At 64.0% G+C, this 23,613-nt stretch carries 22 protein-coding genes; 18 read left to right on the top strand and 4 right to left on the bottom strand.

Going from position 1 to position 23,613, the window contains the following annotated elements:
* The first annotated feature begins 49 nt into the window (after nucleotides 1-49).
* The 4 genes from B6V76_RS01750 (at nucleotide 50) to B6V76_RS01765 (ending at nucleotide 5,563) form a co-directional block, all read left to right on the top strand.
* Nucleotides 50-391: a curli assembly protein CsgF gene (locus B6V76_RS01750; protein ID WP_088718555.1), complete on the top strand. Its 342-nt coding sequence runs from the start codon at nucleotides 50-52 to the stop codon at nucleotides 389-391.
* Nucleotides 392-448: 57 nt separating this feature from the next.
* Nucleotides 449-1,345, top strand: a complete 897-nt coding sequence (locus B6V76_RS01755; protein ID WP_088726501.1) for a CsgG/HfaB family protein — start codon at nucleotides 449-451, stop codon at nucleotides 1,343-1,345.
* 351 nt (nucleotides 1,346-1,696) lie between these two features.
* On the top strand, nucleotides 1,697-3,223 hold the full coding sequence (gene adh / locus B6V76_RS01760; RefSeq protein ID WP_088718557.1) for an aldehyde dehydrogenase: 1,527 nt from the start codon (nucleotides 1,697-1,699) through the stop codon (nucleotides 3,221-3,223).
* A gap of 147 nt (nucleotides 3,224-3,370) precedes the next feature.
* Nucleotides 3,371-5,563 (top strand): methyl-accepting chemotaxis protein, encoded by a 2,193-nt coding sequence (locus B6V76_RS01765; protein WP_088726502.1) that lies wholly within the window; start codon nucleotides 3,371-3,373, stop codon nucleotides 5,561-5,563.
* A gap of 242 nt (nucleotides 5,564-5,805) precedes the next feature.
* Here the strand turns inward: B6V76_RS01765 and B6V76_RS01770 are convergent, their stop codons facing one another.
* Together B6V76_RS01770 and miaA are read right to left on the bottom strand one after the other, a co-directional pair.
* Nucleotides 5,806-6,639, bottom strand: coding sequence for an AraC family transcriptional regulator (locus tag B6V76_RS01770; protein ID WP_077701379.1), 834 nt, complete (start codon nucleotides 6,637-6,639; stop codon nucleotides 5,806-5,808).
* A 180-nt stretch (nucleotides 6,640-6,819) separates the two neighbouring features.
* A complete protein-coding gene (miaA, locus tag B6V76_RS01775; protein ID WP_088726503.1) occupies nucleotides 6,820-7,704 on the bottom strand; it encodes a tRNA (adenosine(37)-N6)-dimethylallyltransferase MiaA in 885 nt (294 codons plus the stop codon).
* A gap of 118 nt (nucleotides 7,705-7,822) precedes the next feature.
* Here miaA and pyrH point away from each other — a divergent pair, with 118 nt between their 5' ends.
* The 14 genes from pyrH to B6V76_RS01840 all read left to right on the top strand — a co-directional run bounded on the left by pyrH (nucleotide 7,823) and on the right by B6V76_RS01840 (nucleotide 20,685).
* On the top strand, nucleotides 7,823-8,554 hold the full coding sequence (gene pyrH / locus B6V76_RS01780; protein WP_075774894.1) for a UMP kinase: 732 nt from the start codon (nucleotides 7,823-7,825) through the stop codon (nucleotides 8,552-8,554).
* Nucleotides 8,555-8,643: 89 nt separating this feature from the next.
* Nucleotides 8,644-9,207 (top strand): ribosome recycling factor, encoded by a 564-nt coding sequence (frr, locus tag B6V76_RS01785; protein WP_075774893.1) that lies wholly within the window; start codon nucleotides 8,644-8,646, stop codon nucleotides 9,205-9,207.
* A 53-nt stretch (nucleotides 9,208-9,260) separates the two neighbouring features.
* Nucleotides 9,261-10,019: a polyprenyl diphosphate synthase gene (uppS, locus tag B6V76_RS01790; protein ID WP_088718561.1), complete on the top strand. Its 759-nt coding sequence runs from the start codon at nucleotides 9,261-9,263 to the stop codon at nucleotides 10,017-10,019.
* Nucleotides 10,016-10,813, top strand: coding sequence for a phosphatidate cytidylyltransferase (locus tag B6V76_RS01795; protein WP_075774892.1), 798 nt, complete (start codon nucleotides 10,016-10,018; stop codon nucleotides 10,811-10,813). The genes uppS and B6V76_RS01795 overlap by 4 nt, the downstream gene beginning before the upstream one ends.
* A gap of 3 nt (nucleotides 10,814-10,816) precedes the next feature.
* On the top strand, nucleotides 10,817-11,995 hold the full coding sequence (dxr, locus tag B6V76_RS01800; RefSeq protein WP_240497785.1) for a 1-deoxy-D-xylulose-5-phosphate reductoisomerase: 1,179 nt from the start codon (nucleotides 10,817-10,819) through the stop codon (nucleotides 11,993-11,995).
* Nucleotides 11,996-11,998: 3 nt separating this feature from the next.
* Nucleotides 11,999-13,339 (top strand): RIP metalloprotease RseP, encoded by a 1,341-nt coding sequence (gene rseP, locus B6V76_RS01805; RefSeq protein ID WP_233243035.1) that lies wholly within the window; start codon nucleotides 11,999-12,001, stop codon nucleotides 13,337-13,339.
* A 135-nt stretch (nucleotides 13,340-13,474) separates the two neighbouring features.
* Entirely contained in the window at nucleotides 13,475-13,648 is a 174-nt protein-coding gene (locus B6V76_RS19815) for a hypothetical protein (protein ID WP_166504519.1), read from the top strand.
* A 287-nt stretch (nucleotides 13,649-13,935) separates the two neighbouring features.
* Entirely contained in the window at nucleotides 13,936-16,188 is a 2,253-nt protein-coding gene (gene bamA / locus B6V76_RS01810) for an outer membrane protein assembly factor BamA (protein ID WP_088726504.1), read from the top strand.
* Nucleotides 16,189-16,197: 9 nt separating this feature from the next.
* A complete protein-coding gene (locus B6V76_RS01815; RefSeq protein WP_088726505.1) occupies nucleotides 16,198-17,076 on the top strand; it encodes an OmpH family outer membrane protein in 879 nt (292 codons plus the stop codon).
* Nucleotides 17,077-17,198: 122 nt separating this feature from the next.
* Nucleotides 17,199-17,660: a 3-hydroxyacyl-ACP dehydratase FabZ gene (gene fabZ / locus B6V76_RS01820; protein WP_075774887.1), complete on the top strand. Its 462-nt coding sequence runs from the start codon at nucleotides 17,199-17,201 to the stop codon at nucleotides 17,658-17,660.
* A gap of 4 nt (nucleotides 17,661-17,664) precedes the next feature.
* A complete protein-coding gene (gene lpxA / locus B6V76_RS01825; protein ID WP_088726506.1) occupies nucleotides 17,665-18,462 on the top strand; it encodes an acyl-ACP--UDP-N-acetylglucosamine O-acyltransferase in 798 nt (265 codons plus the stop codon).
* On the top strand, nucleotides 18,459-19,274 hold the full coding sequence (lpxI, locus tag B6V76_RS01830; protein WP_088726507.1) for a UDP-2,3-diacylglucosamine diphosphatase LpxI: 816 nt from the start codon (nucleotides 18,459-18,461) through the stop codon (nucleotides 19,272-19,274). The genes lpxA and lpxI overlap by 4 nt, the downstream gene beginning before the upstream one ends.
* Nucleotides 19,271-20,422, top strand: a complete 1,152-nt coding sequence (gene lpxB, locus B6V76_RS01835) for a lipid-A-disaccharide synthase (RefSeq protein ID WP_088726508.1) — start codon at nucleotides 19,271-19,273, stop codon at nucleotides 20,420-20,422. The genes lpxI and lpxB overlap by 4 nt, the downstream gene beginning before the upstream one ends.
* Nucleotides 20,422-20,685 carry a hypothetical protein gene (locus tag B6V76_RS01840; protein WP_088726509.1) on the top strand — a complete coding sequence of 88 codons (264 nt, stop codon included), beginning with the start codon at nucleotides 20,422-20,424 and terminating at the stop codon, nucleotides 20,683-20,685. Before lpxB ends, B6V76_RS01840 begins: the two co-directional genes overlap by 1 nt.
* A 21-nt stretch (nucleotides 20,686-20,706) precedes the next feature.
* Here the strand turns inward: B6V76_RS01840 and B6V76_RS01845 are convergent, their stop codons facing one another.
* On the bottom strand, nucleotides 20,707-22,077 hold the full coding sequence (locus B6V76_RS01845) for an aspartate aminotransferase family protein (RefSeq protein WP_088726510.1): 1,371 nt from the start codon (nucleotides 22,075-22,077) through the stop codon (nucleotides 20,707-20,709).
* A 43-nt stretch (nucleotides 22,078-22,120) separates the two neighbouring features.
* Entirely contained in the window at nucleotides 22,121-23,596 is a 1,476-nt protein-coding gene (locus B6V76_RS01850; RefSeq protein WP_088726511.1) for an NAD-dependent succinate-semialdehyde dehydrogenase, read from the bottom strand.
* Nucleotides 23,597-23,613: the final 17 nt, after the last annotated feature.

Raw genomic sequence — 23,613 nt, forward strand, 5'->3', positions numbered from 1 at the left:
CTGAAACAATTGGTTTTGACGTGACGCAAAATTTTGCTGTGAGGCACGCATGAATAAACTTTCGACAGCATTGGGACTTTTCGCTCTCTCGATCACTCTCGCGGCTGGATCTGCGTCTGCGCAGGAACTCATCTTCAAGTTCAAGAACCCCGATTTCGGTGGGAATCCGAATTACGGCAGCTTTCTCTTCGGACTTGCCGATACCCAGAAGACCGCGACCATCACCGATTTGAACCAGAGCAGCGGAGGCGGCACGACGACCCCTGGGATCGGTGGAGGAGGTTCCACCGGTGGCAGTATCGGCGGTCCTACGATCATCATCCCCATCAATACGGGGACGCCGACGGCTCCGACCGCAGGAATTGGCTCTGGGACGACGACGAACCAATAAAAGCAAACTCCAGTGCGGCAGGCCCCCAACAGGGCGAGCAACTAAAAAGTGGAAGTTATGAAATCAGTATTACGTTTGGCGTTCGCCGTTGTCGCTGGCTTCACTTTGTCAGGCTGTGGGGCTAATTTTCCGCATCAAAGCGATATGATGTTCGCGGAAAAGCCAGTGCTCCAAGAAAACTCGAGCACGAAGATCAGCCTCGATTATCTTCCGCCCCCTGCGCGGCCGATCGATGTCGCTGTCTATGATTTCCCCGATCTCACTGGTCAGAACAAACCCAACAGTGATTTTGCCGATTTCTCTCGGGCCGTGACCCAAGGCGGCGCGGACATCCTCACCGATGTTCTCACTTCAGTAGGTAACGGAAAGTGGTTCAACGTCGTCGAACGCAACAATGTCGACGATCTTCTCAAGGAAAGAAGCATAATCGAGCAGACGCAGAAGGCTTATGGCGGCAAGGCTGCGCTGCCTCCTCTGCGCTTCGCCGGGATCATCATGGAAGGCTCGATCGTCGGTTACGATAGCAGCGTGCAGACCGGTGGATTTGGCGCTCGTTTCCTCGGGATCGGCGGAACCCACGAATATCGCAAGAACGTCGTTACGGTCGCGCTTCGGGCCGTCAGCGTCTCCACTGGGCGGGTCTTGACCTCGGTTACAACGACCAAGACGATATATTCCGTTCAATTGCAGGGCGATGTCTTCCGTTTCGTCGCGACAGACAAGATTCTCGAACTCGAGACCGGCGTCACGCGGAACGAGCCCAAGACCTTCGCGGTGCGGCGTGCCATGGAGCTCGCTGTGTATTCCCTGATCGTGAAGGGCGCCGAGACCGGGCAATGGAGCTTCGCGAGCCAAAGCGCAGGCAAGAAGGTCATTCAAGACTATAACGCGCAATATAAACTCGTGAAAACGGTCCCCGTAGCGACGGTAAAAGTCGCCTCGTCGCAACCGTGAAATTCGGGTCGTAGCGCCGGTATCTGACACGGTCGGTCGGCGAGCGCCGACAGGGCTTCTGGTGCGCTGTCTGCTCTTCGCATGCACAAGATTCACCGCCACAACCTGTCGAAAACGTGGAGACGGAGCTAGCGACGCTCCCCTTCGGTCCTGAAAGTATTCCGGCGGTTCCGCGGGTGCGGGGCGGCGCCCCTCCTTCCTCTGAATGCTGCGCCTGCACCTGTCTCAGGTCTGATACAGATGACGTATTCCCCCAGCGCAGGCCGGCTATGCGTAGCGTGCGCGATTAGGCAAGCTGAGCCCCATGCTGCGCGGCCCTGTCGGTTGCGCTCTAAACTGGGAGGAAGACCAATGGCCAATGATATGACGCCCGAGTTCAAAGGCGTTTCCGTGTCGCCGTTCCGCGACCGCTACGACAACTTCATCGGCGGCAAGTTCGTGCCCCCGAAAAGCGGCAAGTATTTCGACAACATCACACCGATCACTGGCGGCAAGGTCTGCGAAGTCGCCCATTCGAACGAGGCGGATATCGAAGCCGCGCTTGATGCCGCCCATGCCGCGAAAGACGCATGGGGTAAGACCTCGGCTGCCGAACGCTCGAACGTCCTTCTCAAGATCGCCGACCGGATCGAGGAAAATCTCGACTTGATCGCCGCGGCCGAAACCTGGGACAACGGCAAGCCGATCCGCGAGACCACGGCCGCCGACATCCCGCTCGCCGTCGACCATTTCCGCTATTTCGCGGGCGTTCTGCGCAGCCAGGAAGGCACGATGTCGGAAATCGACGCCGATACCGTCGCCTATCACTTCCACGAGCCGCTGGGCGTCGTCGGGCAGATCATCCCGTGGAACTTCTCGGTGCTGATGGCGGCATGGAAGCTGGCGCCGGCGCTGGCGGCAGGCAACTGCGTGGTGCTGAAACCGGCCGAGCAGACTCCGGCAGCGATCATGGTCGTGGCTGAAGTCATCGCCGACCTGCTGCCCGATGGCGTTCTCAACATCGTCAACGGCTACGGCGCGGAAGTCGGCGCGGCGCTGGCGCGCTCCTCGCGCATCGCCAAGATCGCCTTCACCGGCTCCACCGCGACGGGCCGCAAGATCATGCAGGCCGCGACGGAGAACCTGATCCCGGTCACCTTGGAACTTGGCGGCAAGTCGCCCAACATCTTCTTCTCCGACGTGATGGCCGAGGATGATGCATTCCTCGACAAGGCGGTCGAAGGCTTCGTGCTGTTTGCCTTCAATCAGGGTGAAGTCTGCACCTGTCCGAGCCGCGCGCTCATTCAGGAGGACATTTACGAGAAGTTCATGGAGCGTTGCATTGCCCGCGTCGAAGCCATCAAGCAGGGCGACCCTCGCGTGATGGAGACGATGGTCGGCGCGCAAGCGAGCCAGGAGCAGCATGACAAGATCATGTCCTATCTGAGCATCGGTCGCGAAGAAGGGGCCGAGGTGCTCACCGGCGGTGACGCCGCGCGCTTCAACGGCGATCTGGCGAACGGCTTCTACATCCAGCCGACGATCCTGAAAGGCCACAACAAGATGCGGGTCTTCCAGGAGGAAATCTTCGGCCCCGTGGTGTCGGTCACGACCTTCAAGGACGAGGCAGAGGCGCTCGAGATCGCCAATGACACGATGTACGGCCTTGGCGCCGGTGTCTGGACCCGTGACGGCTCGCGTGCCTATCGCTTCGGTCGCGGGATCGAGGCGGGCCGCGTCTGGGTTAACAACTACCACGCCTATCCGGCCCACGCGGCCTTCGGCGGGTACAAGCAGTCGGGCATCGGTCGCGAGACCCACAAGATGATGCTCGATCACTACCAGCAGACCAAGAACATGCTGGTCAGCTACAACCCGAACAAGCTCGGCTTCTTCTGATAGGGTTTACCTCCCCGAAACCCGGGCCGCGCCTGAAAGGGCGCGGCCCATTTCTATGCGGCGCGGCGGGCCGCCGATATCGCGTGAACGAGATGTTAGGAGAATCGTTCTAGTCCGGATCCGACTGACTTTGAGAAAGGGTCCGACATGTCCATTCGCCGGCAAATCCTGTTGTTGCCAATCGTGATCTCGCTCATCGCCTGCGCGCTGATGGCAGCGGGGATGTTCTGGGTCGGTGGCAAGCTCGAGGATGTCTCGCGCGTGCGCAATCTGAATGCGGCCGAGGAACGGATGCGTAGCGCGATCGAGGCCGCGAGTGTCGGTGCGCGCGACCGGGCGCTGCTGATCGCAGGATTGCCGCAGGTACAGGCAGCAATGGCTGCGCGCGACGATGCTGCGCTGGAAGCGATCTTCGCGCCGAACTGGCCGGTCTTGCGCGACGAGACCGGCGTGGCGCAGTTTCAGTTCCATCTGGCGCCTGCAACGTCGCTGATCCGTATCCACAAGCTGGAAAAACGCGGCGACGATCTGTCGGGGTTTCGCAAGACCGTGGTCACGGTGAACGAGACCGGCAAGCCGGTCGCGGCGCTGGAATCGGGCAAGGCGGGGATCGGCGCGCGGGGCGTCGCCCCGGTCTTCCACGAGGGCAAGCAGGTCGGTTCGGTCGAGATCGGCCTCAATATCGGACAAACCTTCTTCGACGCGCTCAAGGCCCAGACCGGCTCCGAGTATGAATATTTCGGTCTCCTCGGGGACGGGAAGCCAGAACGGCTCGCCTTCACCGTGGATGAGCGGAACCCGCTGAACGACGCGGATTTCGCGGCATTGCGCGCAGGCGAAACGGTCGACAAGTGGATCTCCCATGACGGGGCGGACTACGTGCTGCGCGCGACACCGGTGCGGGATTTCTCCGGCGACGTCGTCGGTGCCGCGACTGTGGAACTGAGCGCCGATGAGCTGGCGGCTCTGCGGCGAATGATCTGGCAGATTTCGCTCGGCTTGATTGCTGCGGCCTTCGTCGTCTCCGGGTTGATCGCCTGGATCGCGGGTGGACGGATCACGCGCCCGATCGGCGCATTGGCGCGGGCGACCGATGCGATTGCAAAAGGGGATACGCAGGTCAAGGTTTCGGGCGCCAAGCGGCGCGATGAGCTGGGCGAGATGGCACGGGCGCTTCAGGTCTTCGCCGAGAATATCGAGCGGAACGCCGAAATGCAGGAGAGCCTGCGTCTCGAAGAGGAAAATGCCCGAAAGGCGGATCGCGCGCGTCAGGAAGAGGTCGCGCAGGCCGAGGAGGCTCGCCGCGCTGAGGCAGAGGCCGCGCAACGCGCGGAGCGCGAAGCCGAAGCCGTGGAACAGGCAGCCCTGCGCCAGCGCGAGGAAGAGTCGCGGCAAGCTCTCGCGGATCAGAAGACCATCGTGAATACGCTCGCTGCGGGGCTCGATGCGCTCGCGCGCGGCGATCTCGGTGCTTCGCTCGATCACGAACTGCCCGGCGAGTATGAAAAACTCCGCCACGACTTCAACGCGGCCGTGGCCCAGCTTGCCGCTTCGCTGAGTCAGATCGACAGCGGGGCACGGCATATCGACGGCGAGGCCCGCGCAATCGCAAACTCCGCCGATGAACTCAGCGCCCAGACAGAGCGCAATGCCGCAACGCTCGAACAAACTGCGGCGGCCCTCAACGAACTTACGGTCTCGGTCCAATCGGCAGCGGAAGGGGCGCAGTCGGCGCGCGATCTTGCCAGCGACGCGCGCGGACATGCCGAGAGCGGCTCCAACGTAGTGGATAGCGCGGTGGCCGCGATGGCGGAGATCGAGACCTCTGCAAAGGCGATTTCGCGGATCACTTCGGTGATCGACGATATTGCCTTCCAGACCAACCTGCTCGCGCTCAACGCCGGGGTCGAGGCCGCACGGGCGGGCGAGGCGGGCCGGGGCTTCGCGGTCGTCGCTTCGGAAGTGCGCGCGCTGGCGCAGCGCTCCTCCGAAGCCGCTAAGGAAATCTCAGAGCTGATCTCTTCCTCGGACCGGCAGGTGCAATCCGGCGTGAGTCTGGTCGGCCAGACCGGTGCGGCTCTAGCGCGGATCGTGGGCTCGGTGCGCGAAATCCATGACCGGGTCTCGGAAATCGCGGCTTCTTCGGGGGAACAGGCGAATGGTATCGCCGAAATCAACACTGCGGTGCACCAACTGGATCAGGCAACGCAGCGTGGGGCCGCGATGTTCGACCGCAGCGCCGCTGCCAGCCGCGCGATGCTGTCCGAGAGCGCGCAGCTGATCGCCGCCGTTTCGAGTTTCACCCTACCGCAACGCGATGGCACCGCGAGCGCTGCATGATGCGTCTGATCCATGGGCTCGTTCCAAAGACGCACATCGCTGTGACAAACGCGCGAGGGCGATTTCCCCGCCGCCTCGGCGCACGGATCGAGGCTGCGAGGTATCGTCGCCCTTGGCGTGATGGGACGAATTCGCCCAGACGCGACCCACGCGTCGGCCGGTCGCAGTCCCCCGGGGCGATCGGCCCGGGGCCCGCTCGGAAGGCAAGCCCGCCGGCCCTTCCTCGCGGCGCGAGACGCCGCTCAGGTGGCGCGGCGGAAGGCGATCGGGGTACTGCCGGTGCCGGCCTGAAAGGCGCGGGAGAAATATCCGGCGCTGCGATATCCCAGAAGCTGCGCGATCTCCTTGATCGGAACGGGGGTATCGCGCAGCAGGCGGCGGGCTTCGTAAAGGCGCCGCTCCTGCATCAGTTCCAGAGCCGATTTCCCGCAGGCGTCGCGACAGGCGCGCGACAGATGGGTCGGTGTTACGCCCAGTTCGCGCGCGATATCCGCGACCGGCGTTCCCGCGCGATACTCGCGCTCGACCAGAACGGCGTAGCGCGTAACCAGACGGCGCGCCGCGCTCGGGCGGATCGCCTCGCTCGCATTGCTCGCGATCTGTCGCTCGAGCCAAACGCTGAGCAGGCCCAGATGGCTGCGCAGTGCCCGGTCGGCGGCGGGACGCGTGCTCTCGTTCTCGCGCTGGATCGCCTCCAAGATCGAGCCGATTTCGCCCTGTGCGATCGCCTCCCGGATTCGCAGGTGATGGGCGGCGGGCGGCAAGACGATGTCGCTGTCGCGCCCGAAGAACAGCGCCTGACCGTGGGTCTGGTTGGAAATCTCGAAGCCGTGCATCACGCCCGGCGGGATGAAAATCGCGTTATTTGGCCCATAGCCGCGCGTCACGCCCGCCAGCGTGATCCGGCCCTGCCCTCGAGAGAACCACAGAAGGCAAGGTTCGGAATGGGCGCGCATTGCCTCGACCCGCCAACGCCCGCCCTTGGCCAGATGGGCGATCTGCACCAGCCGTGGCTCCCGCGGAACGGTGGGCAGTTCCGAAGGCTGGCCGACGTCGCCGCGCGTCGGGCCGGACATGGACTGCGACCCGGGCCTTACGGTCTTGGCCTGCGACAGCTGCGACAGGGGCGGAGTGGAAAAGAGCTTCACGATGCGTTGATCCCAAGCGATGACGGCGGGAGGATAGCCCGCAACCCGCTTAGCGACCAAGGAATTTTCCACAGAAGCCCGGACGCGCAGTTGCCGTTGGGTCACAGTCTACGTGATCTTGTGCCACGCCTTCATACGGCTACGAAACCATGTGCGTTGCCGCTTGGCATATTGGCGACTTGCCGCCTGCGCGCGTTTGCGCGCCTCACTCAGATCGAGTTGGCCATGCAAATGCGCGATCAATTCCGGCGCTCCGATCGCCTTCGCCCAAAGCGCATCCGGATCCCAGATCGGCTCCACCCTGCGAACCTCGTCGAGCGCGCCTTGTTCAAGCATCAGATCGAACCGGCGATCGATGCGTTCGGCCAGCCAGTCGCGCTCCGGATCGAGGTGGAGGGGCGCCGCAGTCTCGAGCGGCAGAAGCGGCGGCGGGGTGCGGGCCTGCCACACGGCGAGGCCTTCGCCGGTGGCGCGCAACACCTCCCACGCGCGCTGGACGCGCATCGGGTTCTGCGGATCGATCTTCGCGCGGGTCGTCGCGTCGAGCTCGCCCAGCATCCCCGCATGACCTTCCGAGAGCCGCCGCTGATCGGCCTCGGCGCGAATTTCCGCTGGCGTTTCAGGGATCTCCGCCAATCCCTGCGTCAGCGCCGTGAAATAGAGCCCGGTGCCGCCAACGACGATCGGGCGCGGCCCGCCTGCGTGAAATGCCTCCAGATGCGGCGTGACATCGCGCAGCCAATGGCCGACGGAATAGTCCGCGCCGGGATCGAGATGCCCGTAGAGGGCATGCGGCGCGCGGGCCTCTTCCTCGGGCGAGGGTCGCGCGCTCAGCACCCGCCAGCAGGACCAGACCTGAAGCGCGTCGGCATTGATCACGACGCCGCCCGCGGCTTCGGCGATCGACAGTGCCAGCGCCGATTTTCCGCTCGCCGTGGCGCCCGCGATCAGCACGGGCGTTCGCGGCGATATATCGGGCAGGGCAGGCGGCATCGGCGGCTCTTGCAGGCTTTCTGTCGGGCTCGGGGAACAACGCTTCTGCAAGAGGTTGAACCCCGGCTCTATTTGGATCATTTTGCGCGCCAATGACAACAGCCCATCGGAGGATCAGATGAGCGCCGAGACGCATCCCGCGGCCAAATACAATCGCGTGCTACTGAAAATCTCGGGCGAGGCGCTGATGGGGGACCAGGGCTACGGCCTGCATCCGCCGACCGTGTCGCGTATAGCGCATGAAGTGAAGTCGGTGCGCGATCTCGGTGTCGAAATCTGCATGGTAATCGGCGGCGGCAACATTTTCCGCGGGCTTGCGGGCTCTGCTCAGGGGATGGAGCGCACGACGGCCGATTACATGGGGATGCTCGCGACCGTGATGAACGCGCTGGCGATGCAATCGGCGCTGGAAGGTCTGGGCGTCTTCACCCGCGTAATCTCGGCCATCCCGATGGATCAGGTCTGCGAGCCCTATATCCGCCGCCGCGCCGTACGCCACCTCGAGAAGAAGCGGGTCTGCATCTTCGCCGCCGGCACCGGCAACCCCTATTTCACCACCGACACGGCCGCGACGCTGCGCGCCAACGAGATGTCCTGCGAAGCGATCTTCAAGGGCACCAAGGTCGACGGGGTCTATGACAAGGACCCGAAGAAATTCGACGATGCGAAGCGGTACGATACCGTCAGCTATGACGAGGTTCTTCAGAAGAATCTCGGAGTGATGGATGCCTCGGCGATCGCGCTCGCACGCGACAACAACAAGCCGATCATCGTGTTCTCGCTTGACGAGCCGGGTGGCTTCCGCGGCATTCTGGCAGGCGAAGGCACCTACACCAAAGTGCAGGGCTGAGCGCCGCGCGACGATCACAAATGCTAGTTTTCGCCTGCGAGCTGCGCTAAAGCTCGGCCCGAGGCTCAACAAGAACGGGGAAATACCCAATGTCCGACGATTTCGAGATCGATACCGATGACCTGGCACGCCGTATGGATGGCGCTATGAGCTCGCTCAAGCATGAATTCGCGTCGCTGCGCACGGGCCGCGCCTCGGCTTCGATGGTGGAGCCGGTTCAGGTCGAAGCCTATGGCCAGATGACCCCGATCAACCAGGTCGGGACCGTCAACGTGCCCGAGCCGCGGATGGTCACGATCAACGTCTGGGACAAGGGCCTCGTCGGCAAGGTCGAGAAGGCGATCCGTGAATCGGGTCTGGGCATCAACCCGCAGACCAACGGGACGATCATCATGCTGCCGATCCCCGAGCTCAACGAGGAACGCCGCCGCGAACTGACCAAGGTCGCCGCCCAATATGCAGAGCACGCCCGCGTCGCGATCCGCAACGTGCGCCGCGATGGCATGGACCAGATCAAGAAGGCCAAGGCCGACGGCATGTCCGAAGATGACGTGAAGCTCTGGGAGAGCGAAGTCCAGGAAATGACCGACGCGCATATCGCGAAGGTCGACAAGGCGCTGGAAGACAAGCAAGCCGAAATCATGCAGGTCTGAGGCCTCCGCCTCAGCCCCGCATTGCGTCCTGCGCGAGAAGGATCACATCGCCGATGGCCCCTAGCATTCCCGATATCGCCCAAACCCCGCAGGGGCATGACGGCGGCGCGCCTGCGCCGCTGCATGTCGCGATCATCATGGATGGCAATGGGCGGTGGGCCACCCAGCGGGGCTGGCCGCGTCTCGCCGGTCACCGCAAGGGGGCGGAGCAGATCAAGAAGGTCGTGCAGGCCGCGCCCGACCTCGGCATCCGCTACATGACGATCTACGCCTTCTCGACCGAGAACTGGAAGCGTTCGACGCAGGAAGTTCTTGGTCTGATGAAGATGTTCCGGCTGATGATCAAACGCGAGGCGGCGGAGCTGTCGCGTCAGGGCGTCGAGCTGCGCTTCATTGGGGACCGGACGCCGCTCGACCCGCTTCTGCGCGAGACGATGGACGCGATCGAGACCCGCACCAAGGGCAATTCGAAGCTGACGCTGGCGGTTGCGATCAATTACGGCGGGCGCGACGAGCTGAAGCGCGCCGCGCAATCCATCGCGCGTGACGTGGCCGCGGGCAAGATCGATGTCGATGCGGTCGACGAGGCCCTGATCTCGGCCCGGCTAGACAGCGCGGGGATGCCCGATCCCGATCTGGTGATCCGCAGCTCGGGCGAGACGCGGACCTCGAATTTCCTGCCGTGGCAGGCGGCCTATTCCGAATATGAATTCACGCCCACGCTCTGGCCCGATTTCACCCCGGCCGAGCTTGCGGACATCCTCGAGCGGTTCGCCGGGCGCGAGCGGCGCTTCGGCGGGGTCGCCTCGTGACCCGTCAGCCGCGGACCGGCAAATGGGGCGATCTCGTCCCGCGGCTCGCCTCCGGGCTTGCAATGGTCGCGATCGGGCTTGCCGCGATCTGGTGGGGCGGGCCGGTCTTCGCGGCGCTCTCGGTGCTCGTCACCGGGCTGATGGTCTGGGAGCTGACCGAGATGCTGCGCCCCGAACGCCCCGGCAAAGCCGTGGGTCTGGGGCTCGTGGCGGCGGCGACCCTGACCTTCGTCTTCGTGATCCACGAACCTTACGGGCTGATTTACCTGCTGATCGTACCGATCATGGCGGCGGTGATCTGCACCGGGCGGCGCCGGATCGGCGCGGCCTATGCGCTGGCGATCATGCTGACGGGATACGGGCTGGTCGCGCTGCGAGAGGGCGCGGGGCTGGGTGCGATCACATGGATCGTCGCGGTGGTCGTTGTCTCTGATATCATGGGATATTTCGTCGGCCGGACGGTCGGCGGACCGAAATTCTGGCCCAAGGTCAGCCCGAAGAAGACATGGTCGGGCACGATCGGCGGCTGGGTCGGCGCGGCGCTCGTGGGCTTCGTCTTTGCCCAGATGGGCGGCGGTCTCGCGATGATCTGGATCTCGCCGCTTCTGGCCTTCGCGGGCCAGCTGGGCGACATCGCCGAAAGCGCGATCAAGCGCGCGACCGGGGTGAAGGACAGCTCCTCTCTGATCCCGGGCCATGGCGGTGTGCTCGACCGGTTCGACGCGCTGACCGGGGCCGTCGTGTTCCTGATGCTGATCTCGCAGGTGACGACCCTGCCGCTGACGGAAGGCTGAACGATGCGGAAGGTTTCGGTCTTCGGGGCGACCGGCTCGATCGGCGAAAGCTGCTTTGATCTGCTGATGGCACAGGGCGGGGCGGAAGCCTACGACGTCGTGGCGCTGAGTGCGGGCCGCAATGTTGCGCGACTGGCCGAGCAGGCCGTGGCGCTGAAAGCCGATCTGGCCGTAACCGCATTCGACGATTGCCTGCCCGCCTTGCGCGATGCACTCGCCGGGACCGGGATCGAGGTGGCCGCCGGGCCGCAGGCTTTGATCGAGGCGGCCTATCGCCCCGCGGATTGGGTTCTGTCGGGGATCGTCGGCGCGGCGGGGCTCGCACCCGGCTTCGCGGCGCTCTCGCAAGGGGCGACGTTGGCGCTGGCGAACAAGGAGTCGCTGGTCACCGCCGGGCCGCTCCTGATGGCCGAGGCGCGCACCCATGGCGCGACGATCCTGCCGGTGGACAGTGAGCATTCGGCGATTTTCCAAGGGCTCGTGGGCGAGGATATCGCTGCGGTCGAAAGGGTTATCATCACCGCTTCGGGTGGCGCATTCCGCGACTGGCCGATGGAAAAGCTGGCCCATGCGACCGTGGCAGAGGCCTCGGCGCATCCGAATTGGGACATGGGGCAGCGGATCACGATCGACTCCGCGTCCATGTTTAACAAAGCCTTGGAAATTATTGAGGCGAAAGAGTTCTTCGGTTTCGCACCAGAGCAGATTGAAGTCCTCGTGCATCCTCAGAGCATCGTCCATTCGTTGGTCGGGTTCCACGATGGCGGGCTGATGGCGCATATGGGTGTGCCCGACATGCGCCATGCGATCGGCTATGCTCTCAACTGGCCCGCGCGAAAGCCGCTTCCGGTCGAGAAGCTCGATCTGGCGAAGATCGGACAACTCGATTTCCGCACCCCCGACCTGCAACGGTTCCCCGCGCTGCGATTGGCGCGTGAGGTGATGGAAGCGGGCGGTCTAACGGGCACCGTGTTCAACGCCGCCAAGGAAGTCGCACTCGATCTGTTCATCGCGGGACGTATCGGATTTCTCGACATGGCGGCGCTGGTCGAGACCACCTTGGGCGAGATGTTGCGGGATCAGGGGCTTGGAATCGCGGCGAAAGACCTCGATATGGTTCTGAGCTGCGACGCCGAGGCGCGCGCGCGCGCAATGGCGATCTGTGAACACGGAAGGATCTGAGTTTTGGACCTGCTGCCCCAATTCGGAAATCTGCTCTATACCGTGGTGGCCTTCGTCGTCGCGCTCTCGATCATCGTCGCGGTGCATGAATACGGCCATTACATCATCGGACGGATTTCCGGCATCAAGGCAGAGGTTTTCTCGCTGGGCTTCGGGCCCAAGCTGATCAGCCGCGTCGACAAGCATGGCACGCGCTGGCAGATCGCGGCGGTGCCATTGGGCGGTTACGTCAAGTTTCTGGGCGATGCGAACGCGGCCTCGGCCGGGGTCGATGTCGAGGAGATGCAGCACCTGAGCCCCGAGGAACGCCGCCACACCATGCATGGCGCGCCTCTTTGGGCACGGGCTGCGACCGTGGCGGCAGGGCCCGTCTTCAACTTCATTCTGTCTATCCTCGTGATCGCGGGATTGAGCCTCTGGGCCGGAAAGGCGACCGAGACGCCCGCGATCCAGACTGTCGTGGCGCTGCCCGGTGGGTCAGGCGATCTGCAGCAGGGCGACGTGATCGACGCGGTGGCGGGCAAGCCGACGCCGGATTATCAAGCGCTCTCCGACGTGGTCGATCAACTGCCCGCAGGGCCGACGCTCGATTACACCGTAACCCGCGATGGCAGCAAAACCGACGCCACGGGACCGCAGCTTTTCCCGGCGCGATTTGCGGGCGTTCAACCCGGCTCGGCCGCCTATGATGCCGGGCTGCGGGCCGGCGACGTGATCACGGCGATCGACGGCAAGCCGGTCTATCGTTTTATCGATCTGCAGGATGCGGTGAAAGCGGGCGCGGGCAAGCCGGTCGCGCTCGATATCTGGCGGCCCGAGGGGGATGCGGGCAAGACGTTCTCCGTGACGCTCGAGCCGCGCCGCACCGATCTACCGGTGGGCGACGGGCAATTCGAGACCCGGTTCCTGATCGGCGCCACGGGCTCGTTCATGTTCGAGCCGGTAACCCAATCGGTCGGCCCTGTCGATGCGCTGGTGGGTGGCGTGACCCAGACCTGGGGCATCATAACGCAATCGGTCTCGGGCATTCAGGCGATGATCGCGCAGCGGATTTCGAGCTGTAATCTCACCGGCGCGCTGCGCATTGCCGAGACTTCGGCTGCGGCGGCGAAATCGGGGATGCTCGACTTCATCTGGTTCATCGCGGTGCTGTCGACGGCTGTGGGTTTCCTGAACCTCTTTCCGATCCCGGTGCTCGATGGCGGCCACCTGATGTTCCACCTCTACGAAGCGATCACGGGCAAGCCGCCCTCCGATCAGTTGATGAACGTCTTCATGTCGATCGGGCTGGCGCTGGTGCTGACGCTGATGGTCTTCGGGCTGTGGAACGATCTGACCTGCTGAGCGGGGCCTGACTGAGCGGGGCCTGATGGGCGCGCGAGCGGGCGGTGCCGCGGTTTCGCCACATTTGCCTCGCAATGCCGACATCAAGGCCGGGTAGGGAACCTTTAGGCGCAACTCGCGCGAAGGAGACCACCCATGTCCGAGATCATCGCGCATCACTATCGCGAACTCCGCCCCTTGGTGGATATTGTCGGGGACCGGCTGCTGTTCATCGCGGCGGTTCTGGTCGCGCTTCTCGGTGCGGCTCTGATCGGTGTTCAACTGATCGACATTCTCGGCGCCGCCGCTTCGAGTTTCCAGCGCATCTGAGCCGGAGCCGACAGGGGCGCGACGCCCGCAAAATCCGTTCTTCCTTGATCCCGGGGCCGCCTTCGCGGCCCTTTCCTTCGTGGCAAGATGATCGCGGTCCACAAAATCTCGGGGCCGAGGGGCCATCCCAGCTTTGACATCGGTTACGCCCTTCGCTACCACCCTAACCAAAGGGAAAAGTGAACTTCCGGCGGGAGAGGGCGATGTCGATGAGCGTGCAAACTATGCTGAGACTCTGTGCGACGCGAAAGGCACTGCGGGCCAGCGTAGTATTTCCAGCAGTTGCAATGAGTTGCCTCGCGGTTCCCGTGATCGCTCAGGCGCAGCAATACAGCTTCTCGCAGGTGGTCATCACCGGTAACGAGCGCGTCGACGCGGCGACGATTCTGTCCTTCGCCAGAATCGCCCGCAATCAGCCCGTCACCGCCGCCGATCTGAACGCGGCTTACCAGCGCCTGACGAATTCCGGCCTGTTTGAAAACGTTGCGATCACGCCGCAGGGCAACACGCTCAAGATCGCCGTGACGGAATATCCGACGATCAGCGTGATCAATTTCGAAGGCAACAAGATCATCAAGGATGCGCAGCTCGCCGCGATCATTCAGGCGAAGCCGAACCGTGTCTACAATCCCGCCCAGATCGAAGCCGACGCCCAGCGTCTGGCGCGTGCCTATTCCGAGGATGGCCGCATGGCCGCGCGTGTCGTGCCGAAGGTCATTCGCCGCGACAACAATCGCGTCGACGTGGCCTTCGAGATCAAGGAAGGCAAAGTCACCTCGATCGAACGTGTGACTTTCACCGGCAACCGCTCCTTCTCGGATCGTCGTCTGCGTCAGGTTCTCGAGACGAAGCAGGCGGGGATTTTCCGCACCTTCGTGAAGAACGACACGTTCAACGCAAGCCGCATTCCGGTCGACCGTCAGAAACTGATCGAGTTCTACCAGGCGCGCGGCTACAAGAACGTGCAGGTCACCGGCGTGTCCTCGCAGATGTCGCGTCAGCGCGATGCGTTCTTCATGACCTTCAACATCATCGAAGGGCAGAAATACCACTTCAACGCGATCAACACGAGCTCCGAGATCGACGGGCTTGCGCCTGACGAGTTCGCGCCGCTCACCAAGATCCGCCAAGGTCAGACCTTCTCGCCAAAGGCGATCGAATTGGCCGTGACCCGGATGGAACAGCTTGCGATCAAGAAGGGCGTGCAATTTGTCCGCGTCGATCCCCGCATCACCGAAGACCCGCGCACGCAGTCGGTCAATGTCGATTTCGTTCTGGTCCGTGGCCCGCGCGTCTTCGTGCAGCGCATCGACATCGAAGGCAACACGGCGACGCTCGACCGGGTGATCCGGCGCGAATTCCGCACCGTCGAAGGCGACCCCTACAACCCGCGCGAGATCTCGAACGCGGCTGACCGGATCCGTGGCACCGGCTATTTCAAGTCGGTCGACGTGAACACCAAGCCGGGCAGCAACTCCGATCAGGTCGTGGTCGACGTGAACGTCGAGGAGCAGCCCACCGGCTCGCTCGGTTTCGGCGCGTCCTATTCCAAGACCGACGGGATCGGCTTCAACGCCTCGCTGGAAGAGAAGAACTTCCTCGGCCGCGGGCAATATCTCGGCCTGTCGCTCGGAACGACCAAGGACAACAACAGCTCGAGCATCCGCTTCGTCGAGCCGGCTTTCCTCGGCCGTGACGTGGCGCTGAAATTCTCGGCGATCTATGCGACGTCCAGCTCGGCCACGAACACCAATTACGACACGCGCCGTATCAGCATCGAACCGGCGCTGGAATTCCCGGTCTCCGAGCGCGGTCGGCTGCAGGTAAGCTACAAGATCGGCGAAGACACGCTGAACAACGTGCCGGCCGACTCCTCGGAAATCCTGCAGCGTGAAGAAACCGACAAGGGCTCGCAGCGGTACAGCGGCCCGGGCCTTCGCTACAGCTACGACACCGCGCGCGAACAGATCGACCCGCGTTTCACCTGGCGCTTCAACGTCGACCAGCAGTTCTGGGGCCTGGGCGGTGACGTGAAAGGTGGCCAGACCACCGCGAAGATCGTCGGCGAGCGCAAGATCTTCAACGAGGAAGCGACGCTGCGCGCCTCGCTCGAAGGCGGCGCGGTCGATGCCACGGATGGTTCGACGATCCTGCAACGCTTCTCGGGTAGCCAGATCCGCGGCTTCGAGAGCTACGGTATCGGTCCGCGTGATCTCAATGCAGCGAACAGAGACGCGCTCGGCGGCAACTACTACTGGGTCGGCAAGGTCGAAGCGGAGTTCCCGATCGGTCTGCCCGAGGAATACGGCATCACCGGCGGCGTGTTCTGGGATGTTGGCTCCGTCTGGGGTCTGGATGACACCAACGGCACTGGCGGTAACGAGGTCGACGACTCGATGCATGTCCGTTCCGCGGTCGGCGTATCGCTGTTCTGGAAATCGGCGATCGGCCCGCTGCGTCTGAACTTCTCGCGCGCGATCAAGAAAGAAAGCTACGACAAGACGCAGAACTTCGATCTGTCTCTTTCCACGCAGTTCTAAGGGCGCGCGATGCGTCTGAGCCGTATCTCCGTCACCCTTATCGCAGCCGCGCTGGCCTTCGGGCCCGGCGCGGCTGTCGCGCAATCGGCAGGTCAGACTCCCGACGCGCAGGCCTTGGGGCCGCGCGCACAACAGAGCGCGGTTCTGACCCTCGATTGGGAGAAGCTTTACGACAACTCGCTGTGGGGCAAGCGGGTGCAATCCGAGATTCAGGCCGCCTCGAGCGCGCTGCGCAAGGAAAACGACCGGATCGCGAGTCAGCTCGAGGCGGAGGAGCGAAAGCTCACCGAGGAGCGGCTGACGATGCCTTCGGACGCGTTCCAGAAAGCCGCCGATGCGTTCGATAAGCGGGCAACCGATATTCGTCAGGCCCAGAAGGCCAAGGCCGATGCGATCCAGCGCCAGCTCAATCAGGAGCACCAGACCTTCGTGCAAACGGTGGTGCCGTTGCTCGACGAGGTACTGCGGGCGCGCGGTGCGGTCGTGGTGCTCGATTCCCGCGCGATCATCCGCGGGCTCGCGCAGGCCGACGTGACGCAGGAACTCGGCGCGCGGGTCGATAAGGAAATCGGCGACGGGGCCGGGCGCGTGACGCCGCTGGTCCCGCCCGCCTCCAATGACAGCGCGGGTGCGGCGACCGATACGCCCGCGCCTTCGGATCAGGCGGCGCCGTCTCAGCCCGCTCCGGATCAACCTGCGAATGGCGCGACGACGGATTCGAGTGGCGAGGCAGGCGTTTTCGTGGATACGACGCCGAACACGAAGCCCAAGGGCAACGGCAATTCCACGCTGGACGGGGCGACCCGCGATGCGCCCGGATTGCCGCTCGGTCTGCCGGTGGTAGATGGTACTCAGGCCACTCCGACGGACACCAAGCCGGGGCAATAGCAGGCGCGCGCTGCTTGCCAAGCGAGGCCGCGATTGCTAGCAACAAGCCAAAAGCGACGATTGCGTGATGCGGCGCCCTAATGCGGCCGCAGGCGCAATTTGCCCGAGAACGAGGACAGCTCATGACCGAACCCGCCCCCTATACCGAAGCCGATCTGTCGCTCATCAAGCGCATCATTCCGCATCGTTATCCGTTCCTGCTGATCGACAAGGTGCGTGACATCGTTCCGAACAAGGGCGCGGTCGGAATCAAGAACGTCACCGCGAACGAGCCGCATTTCCAGGGCCACTTCCCGGAAGAGCCGATCATGCCCGGTGTCACCATCGTCGAGGCGATGGCGCAGACCTCGGCGGTCGTCGTGGGGATTTCGCTCGACGTGATCGACAAGCCGCTGCTGACCTATTTCATGGGTATCGACAAGTGCAAGTTCCGTCGCAAGGTGGTTCCGGGCGACGTGCTGGAGCTGCATGTCTCCGTGAAGCGTGGCGGCGGCAAGATTTGGAAATTCGAGGGCCGGGGTACGGTGAATGGCGAACTGGCCGCCGAAGCCGAGTTCACCGCGATGATGGACCTTCAGGGCTGAATGCATGAGCATTGACCCAAGCGCGCAGATTCACGCCTCCGCGGTGGTCGAGCCCGGGGCGGTGATCGGTCCGGACTGCCGGATCGGTCCGTTCTGCGTGGTCGGCCCCGAGGTCGTGCTCGGCCGCGGCGTGTCGTTGCAAAGCCATGTCGTCGTGCAAGGCGCGACCGAGATCGGCGACGAGACGGAGGTGTTTCCTTTCGCCTCGCTCGGGCAGATCCCGCAGGATCTGAAATTCAACGGCGAGAAGACGCGGCTGAAGATCGGCAAGCGCAACCGCATCCGCGAATACGTGACGATGAACACCGGCACGGAGGGCGGCGGCGGGCTGACCGAGATCGGCGATGACGGGCTCTTCATGTCGTCGTGCCACGTCGCGCATGACTGCAAGCTGGGCGATCGGGTCATTCTGGTGAATTCGGTCGCGGTGGCGGGGCATTGCGTGCTGGGCGATGACGTGATCGTCGGGGGCCTCTCGGGCGTGCACCAGTTCGTCCGCATCGGGCGCGGCGCAATCATCGGCGCGCTGTCGATGGTGACGGCGGATGTTATCCCGCACGCGCTGGTCGCAGGACCGCGCGCCGGGCTCGAAGGGCTGAACCTCGTGGGCCTGAAGCGTCGTGGAACCCCGCGCGAGGAAATCTCGGCATTGCGCAAGACCGTCGAGGCGCTCGGTCAGGGCAGCTTCCGCGAAAGCGCGCGAACCCTCTCCGATCAGGGCGTCGAGGGCGAATTGGCACGCGAAGTGCTCGACTTCATCCTCGGCCCGTCCGAGCGCAGCTTCCTGACGCCCGGCAAATGAGCGGGGGCAAGCATACCGCGCTGATCGCCGGCTCTGGCCGTCTGCCCGCGATCGTGCAAGAAGCCGTGCCGGACATCCTCGTTTGCGAGATGATCGGCGCGCCCTGCGATCTGGATGGCGATCACCTGCGATTCCGGATCGAGCGGCTGGTGCCGTTTCTCGACGAACTGGCCGATCGCGGGATCGAGCGAGTGGTGTTCGCCGGCGCGATGCAGCGACCGGCGATCGACCCCGAGCAGTTCGATCCGCGCTCGGCGCAACTGGTGCCGCGTCTCGCCATGGCGATGCAGGCGGGCGACGATGCAACGTTGCGGGCGGTGATCGAGGTCTTCGAGGAGTTCGATCTGGAGGTCGTCGGCGCGCATGAAATAGTGCCAGCATTGCTGCCCGAGGCGGGTGTGCTGTGCGGCAAACCGTCCGCCGTGGACGAAGACGACGCCGAGCGTGGCGCCGAAATCGTGGCCGCGCTTGGGGCCTCGGATGTCGGTCAGGGGGCGGTCGTTGGGCGCGGGCTTTGCCTTGCCGTCGAGACACTGCCGGGCACCGACGCAATGCTCGATTTCGTGCGTCACCACAAAGGCTTGCGCGGCGATCTTAAAGCGGTGAAAGGGGTCTTCTACAAGGCACCGAAACCCGATCAGGACCGTCGCGCCGATCTGCCCGCCATTGGCGTTGAGACGGTGAAGAACGCCGCCGCTGCTGGCCTGTCCGGCATCGCCTTCGAGGCGGGCGGCGTGATGCTTCTCGACCGCGACGCGGTCATCGAGGCCGCCGAGGAAGCGGGCCTCTTTCTCTGGGCGCGGGCGTCATGAGGCTCTACGTCATCGCGGGCGAGGCTTCGGGCGACAAGCTCGGCGGCGCCCTGATGGCGGGGATTAACGAGCTTGCGCCGCAGGTCGAATGGTCCGGCATTGGCGGCGAGGAAATGGGCGCGCAGGGCCTGACCAGCCTCTTCCCGATGGAAGAGCTTTCGGTCATGGGGCTGATGGAAGTCCTGCCGAAATACCGCCATCTGAAACGTCGCATCGCCGAGACCGCGGATCATGTGATCGATAGCGGCGCCGAAGCGCTGATCACCATCGACAGTCCCGATTTCTGCCTTCGCGTCGCGCGGCTGGTGAAGGAAAAACGCCCTGATCTCAAGGTGGTCCACTATGTCGCGCCTTCGGTCTGGGCGTGGCGTCCGGGGCGTGCGCAGAAGATGGCGCGGGTGGTCGATCACGTGCTCGCGCTGCTGCCTTTCGAGCCGCCCTATATGGAAGCCGCCGGGATGAGTTGCGATTTCGTGGGCCATCCCGTCGTCGCCGAACCGCGTGCGACCGGTGCGGACGCGGCGGCCTTCCGCGAGACCCATATGATCGGCGAGGATCAACCGCTGGCGCTGTGTCTGCCGGGCTCGCGGCGCGGCGAGGTAAAGCGGCTCGGGGCACGGTTCGACGAGGCGCTGATGCAGCTGCGCGACCGCGAGCCGGGGCTGCGCGTCGTGCTGCCGACGGTGCGGGGCGTGGCGCCAATGGTGCGCGAGATGACCGCGCGCTGGCCGGTCGCGCCGATCGTGGTCGAGAATGCCGATGACAAGCGCGCGGCCTTCGCCGCCGCCGATATCGCTCTGGCGGCCTCGGGGACTGTCAGCCTGGAGCTGGCGGCGAACCGGGTGCCGATGGTCATCGCCTATGACGCGAATTTCCTGACTTGGCATATTATCTCGCGGATGCTCAAGATCGACACGGTGACGCTGGTCAATCTGGTCTCGGACACGCGGGTGATCCCGGAATTCCTCGGCCCAGAATGCAAGCCGCGCGAGATTTCGGCGAAGATGCTGGAGTTGCTGGAAGAAGACGCGGCGCGTGACGAGCAGATGGCCGCGATGGAAGAGGTGATGCGCCGTTTGGGCGAGGGCGGCGAACCGCCCGGCCTTCGTGCGGCGCGTTCGGTTCTGGAGTTTCTCGGGAGGGCGTGATGCGCGTCTTTTTGGTGATGACGCTGACATTTTGGGCGGGAAGCGCTTTGGCCGAACCCGATCCGGCGCAGCTTTTCACGCAATCCTGTGGGCGCTGTCATCGCGATGCGGAGCGATTGATGGCAAGGCTCGGCTGGGCGCTCGGTTCGAAGACGCCGGAGGAGCGGCGCGAATGGCTCGACGATTTCATCGTCTCGCATCATTCGCCCGATCCCGACAGCCGCGCGGCGATTGCCGCATGGCTGGCAGAGCTCGCCTCGTAAGACGACCCCTGCCGAGGGGCCTTAGCCCAGCACCGATTTCACGGCATCGGCGGTGACTTCGATGATCTTGTCGGCCTCTGCCTCGGTCAGGCACAGCGGCGGGGCGAGGCCAAGGATGTCGCCCTGCGGCATCGCACGCCCGATTACGCCACGCTCGACCATCGCGCCTGCGATCTTCGCGCCGATCTTGTCGGAGGCGTCGAAGAAGGTGCGGTTGTCGCGATCCGAGACGAATTCCACCGCGCAGAGCATCCCTTCGCCGCGGATATCGCCGACATTCGCGTGCTCGCCGATGGCGGCGCGCATTTGGTCATTGAGGTATTTGCCGACTTTACCCGCATTCTCGACCAGACCCAGCTTGTCGATCAGTTCGAGGTTCGCGACACCGGCCGCCGCCCCGATCGGGTGTGCCGAATAGGTCCAGCCGTGGCCGATCGGGCCGTTCTCGTCGGTGCCTTGCTCGAGCACTTTCCAGACCTTGTCGCTCACGATCGTGCCGGAGAGCGGCGCATAGGCCGAGGTCAGGCCCTTGGCGATGGTGATCAGGTCGGGCTTCATGCCGTAGTGATCCGAGCCGAACATGCTCCCCAGACGTCCGAAGCCGGTCACGACCTCGTCTGCGATCAGCAGGATGTCATATTTGTTCAGAACCTTCTGGATCGCCTCCCAGTAGCCTTTCGGCGGGGGCACGATGCCGCCCGTGCCCAGAACCGGTTCACCGATGAAGGCGGCGATGGTGTCGGGGCCTTCGCGTTCGATCAGCTGCTCCAGCTCCGTGGCGCAATAGGCGGTGAAGGCCTCTTCCGACATCGCCTCATCGGGGCGGCGGAAGTAATAGGGCGCCTCGGTGTGGACCACCTGGCTCAGCGGCAGGTCGAACTTCTTGTGGAACAGCTCCAGCCCCGTGAGCGAGCCGGTCATCAGCCCCGAGCCGTGATAGCCGCGCCAGCGCGAGATGATCTTCTTCTTCTTGGGGCGGTTCAGGATGTTGTTGTAATACCAGACCAGCTTGATGTTGGTCTCGTTCGCATCCGAGCCCGACAGGCCGAAATAGACCTTCGACATGTGATCGGGCGCACGGTCGAGGACCATATGCGCCAGCGTGATCGAGGCTTCCGTGCCGTGGCCAACATAGGCGTGGTAATAGGCCAGTTCCTTCGCCTGCTCGGCGATGGCCTCGGAGATTTCGGTGCGCCCGTAGCCCGCGTTCACGCAGTAGAGGCCTGCGAAGGCGTCGAGCAGCTTGTTGCCGTCGCGATCCTCGATGAAGACGCCCTTGCCGCCGGTGACGATGCGGTTGGGGGACTCGCCGCGCGCGTGCTGGGCGAGATGGGTCGAGGGGTGGAAGAAGCTTTCGCGATCCCACTTGTCGAGTTGGTCATTGGTCAGCAATTTTCTCTCCTTCTTCTTGTCTTGGGGCGTCCGGGCGGGGCGATCAGCCCCAGTCGCGGCAGACGTATTTGATTTCCATGAACTCCTCCATTCCGCGGCGCGAGCCTTCGCGGCCGAGGCCGGACTGCTTCATGCCGCCGAACGGGATCGGCGCGCCGGTGACCTTGGTGCGGTTGACCGCGACCATGCCGAATTGCAGCGCGCGGGTGGCGCGGTAGATGCGTTTCGGGTTCTGGCTATGGACGTAAGCCACGAGCCCGTATTCGTTAGCGTTGGCGCGATCGAATACCTCTTCCTCGCTGTCGAAGACGGTGATCGGAGCGACCGGGCCGAAGGTTTCCTCCTGCATGATCTTCGCGCTGTCGGGCACATCCGTGAGAACGGTCGGCGCGAAGAACAGCGGGCCGCGGTCGAGCCGCTTGCCACCGCAGGCCAGTTTCGCGCCCTTGGACAGCGCGTCGGCGACATGCTCTTCCTGCTTGGCGACGGCCTTTTCGTTCATCAGCGGTCCGATATCGGGGTCGTCCATGCCGATGCCCACGCTCAGCGCCTGTGTGGCCTCGGTGAACCGACGGCAGAACTCTTCATAGACGGGGCGCTCGACATAGATGCGGTTCGCGCCGAGGCAGTCCTGACCGGAGGTTGCGAATTTCGCCTTGATGACCTCTTCCACCGCCCGGTCAAGATCGGCACCCTTGAAGACGATGACCGGGGCGTGGCCGCCCAGTTCGAGGACCAGTCGCTTCACCGTCTGAGCCGATTGGCGATAGAGCAGGCGGCCTACTTCGGTCGAGCCGGTGAAGGACAGCGCGCGAACACGGGTGTCTTCTCCCCAAGGCTCGACGATCTCGGCGGCGTGGCCGGTAAGCACGTTGAACACGCCTGCGGGAAGGCCCGCGCGTTCGGCCAGCTCCGCCAGCGCCAGCGCGGAATAGGGCGTCTCGTGAGAGGGATGCGTGACCACGGTGCAGCCGGCGGCGATGGCGGCGGCAGCCTTGCGGGTGAGCATCGCGGCGGGGAAGTTCCAAGGCGTGACGAGGCCCACGACGCCCACCGGTTCGAGCCACAGCTCCACCTCTGCGTCATGCAGATGCGAGGTGACGCCCTCGATATTCGGGCGCTTGGCCTCTTCGGCGTAATATTCGATGAAGCTCGCCGCGTAGTCGATCTCGCCCAGAGCTTCGCTCAGCGGTTTGCCCTGTTCGAGCACCATGATCCGCGCGAGGTCATCCTTGGCCTCGATGATCAGATCGAACCAGCGGCGCATAATCGCGGAGCGCTCCTGCGGGAGCGTCGTCGACCAATCGAGAAACGCGCGCTGTGCGGCATCGACGGCTTCTAGCGACTGGCTGCGGCTGAGTGCGGTGATGTCGCCCAGCCGTTCCGAGTTGGCGGGGTTGGTGACGGGGATCACCTCGCCCGTCTCGCCGGCGACCCAGCGACCGTTCACATAGGCAAAGCTGCGCAGCAGGCGCTTGTCGGCGATATCGGGGCGGGCGGAAATGGCGGTATCGAGCATGAGAGACCTCCTTGGTT

Origin of the sequence: Thioclava sp. IC9, from assembly GCF_002213225.1 — a bacterium.
Taxonomy (GTDB): Bacteria; Pseudomonadota; Alphaproteobacteria; order Rhodobacterales; family Rhodobacteraceae; genus Thioclava; species Thioclava nitratireducens.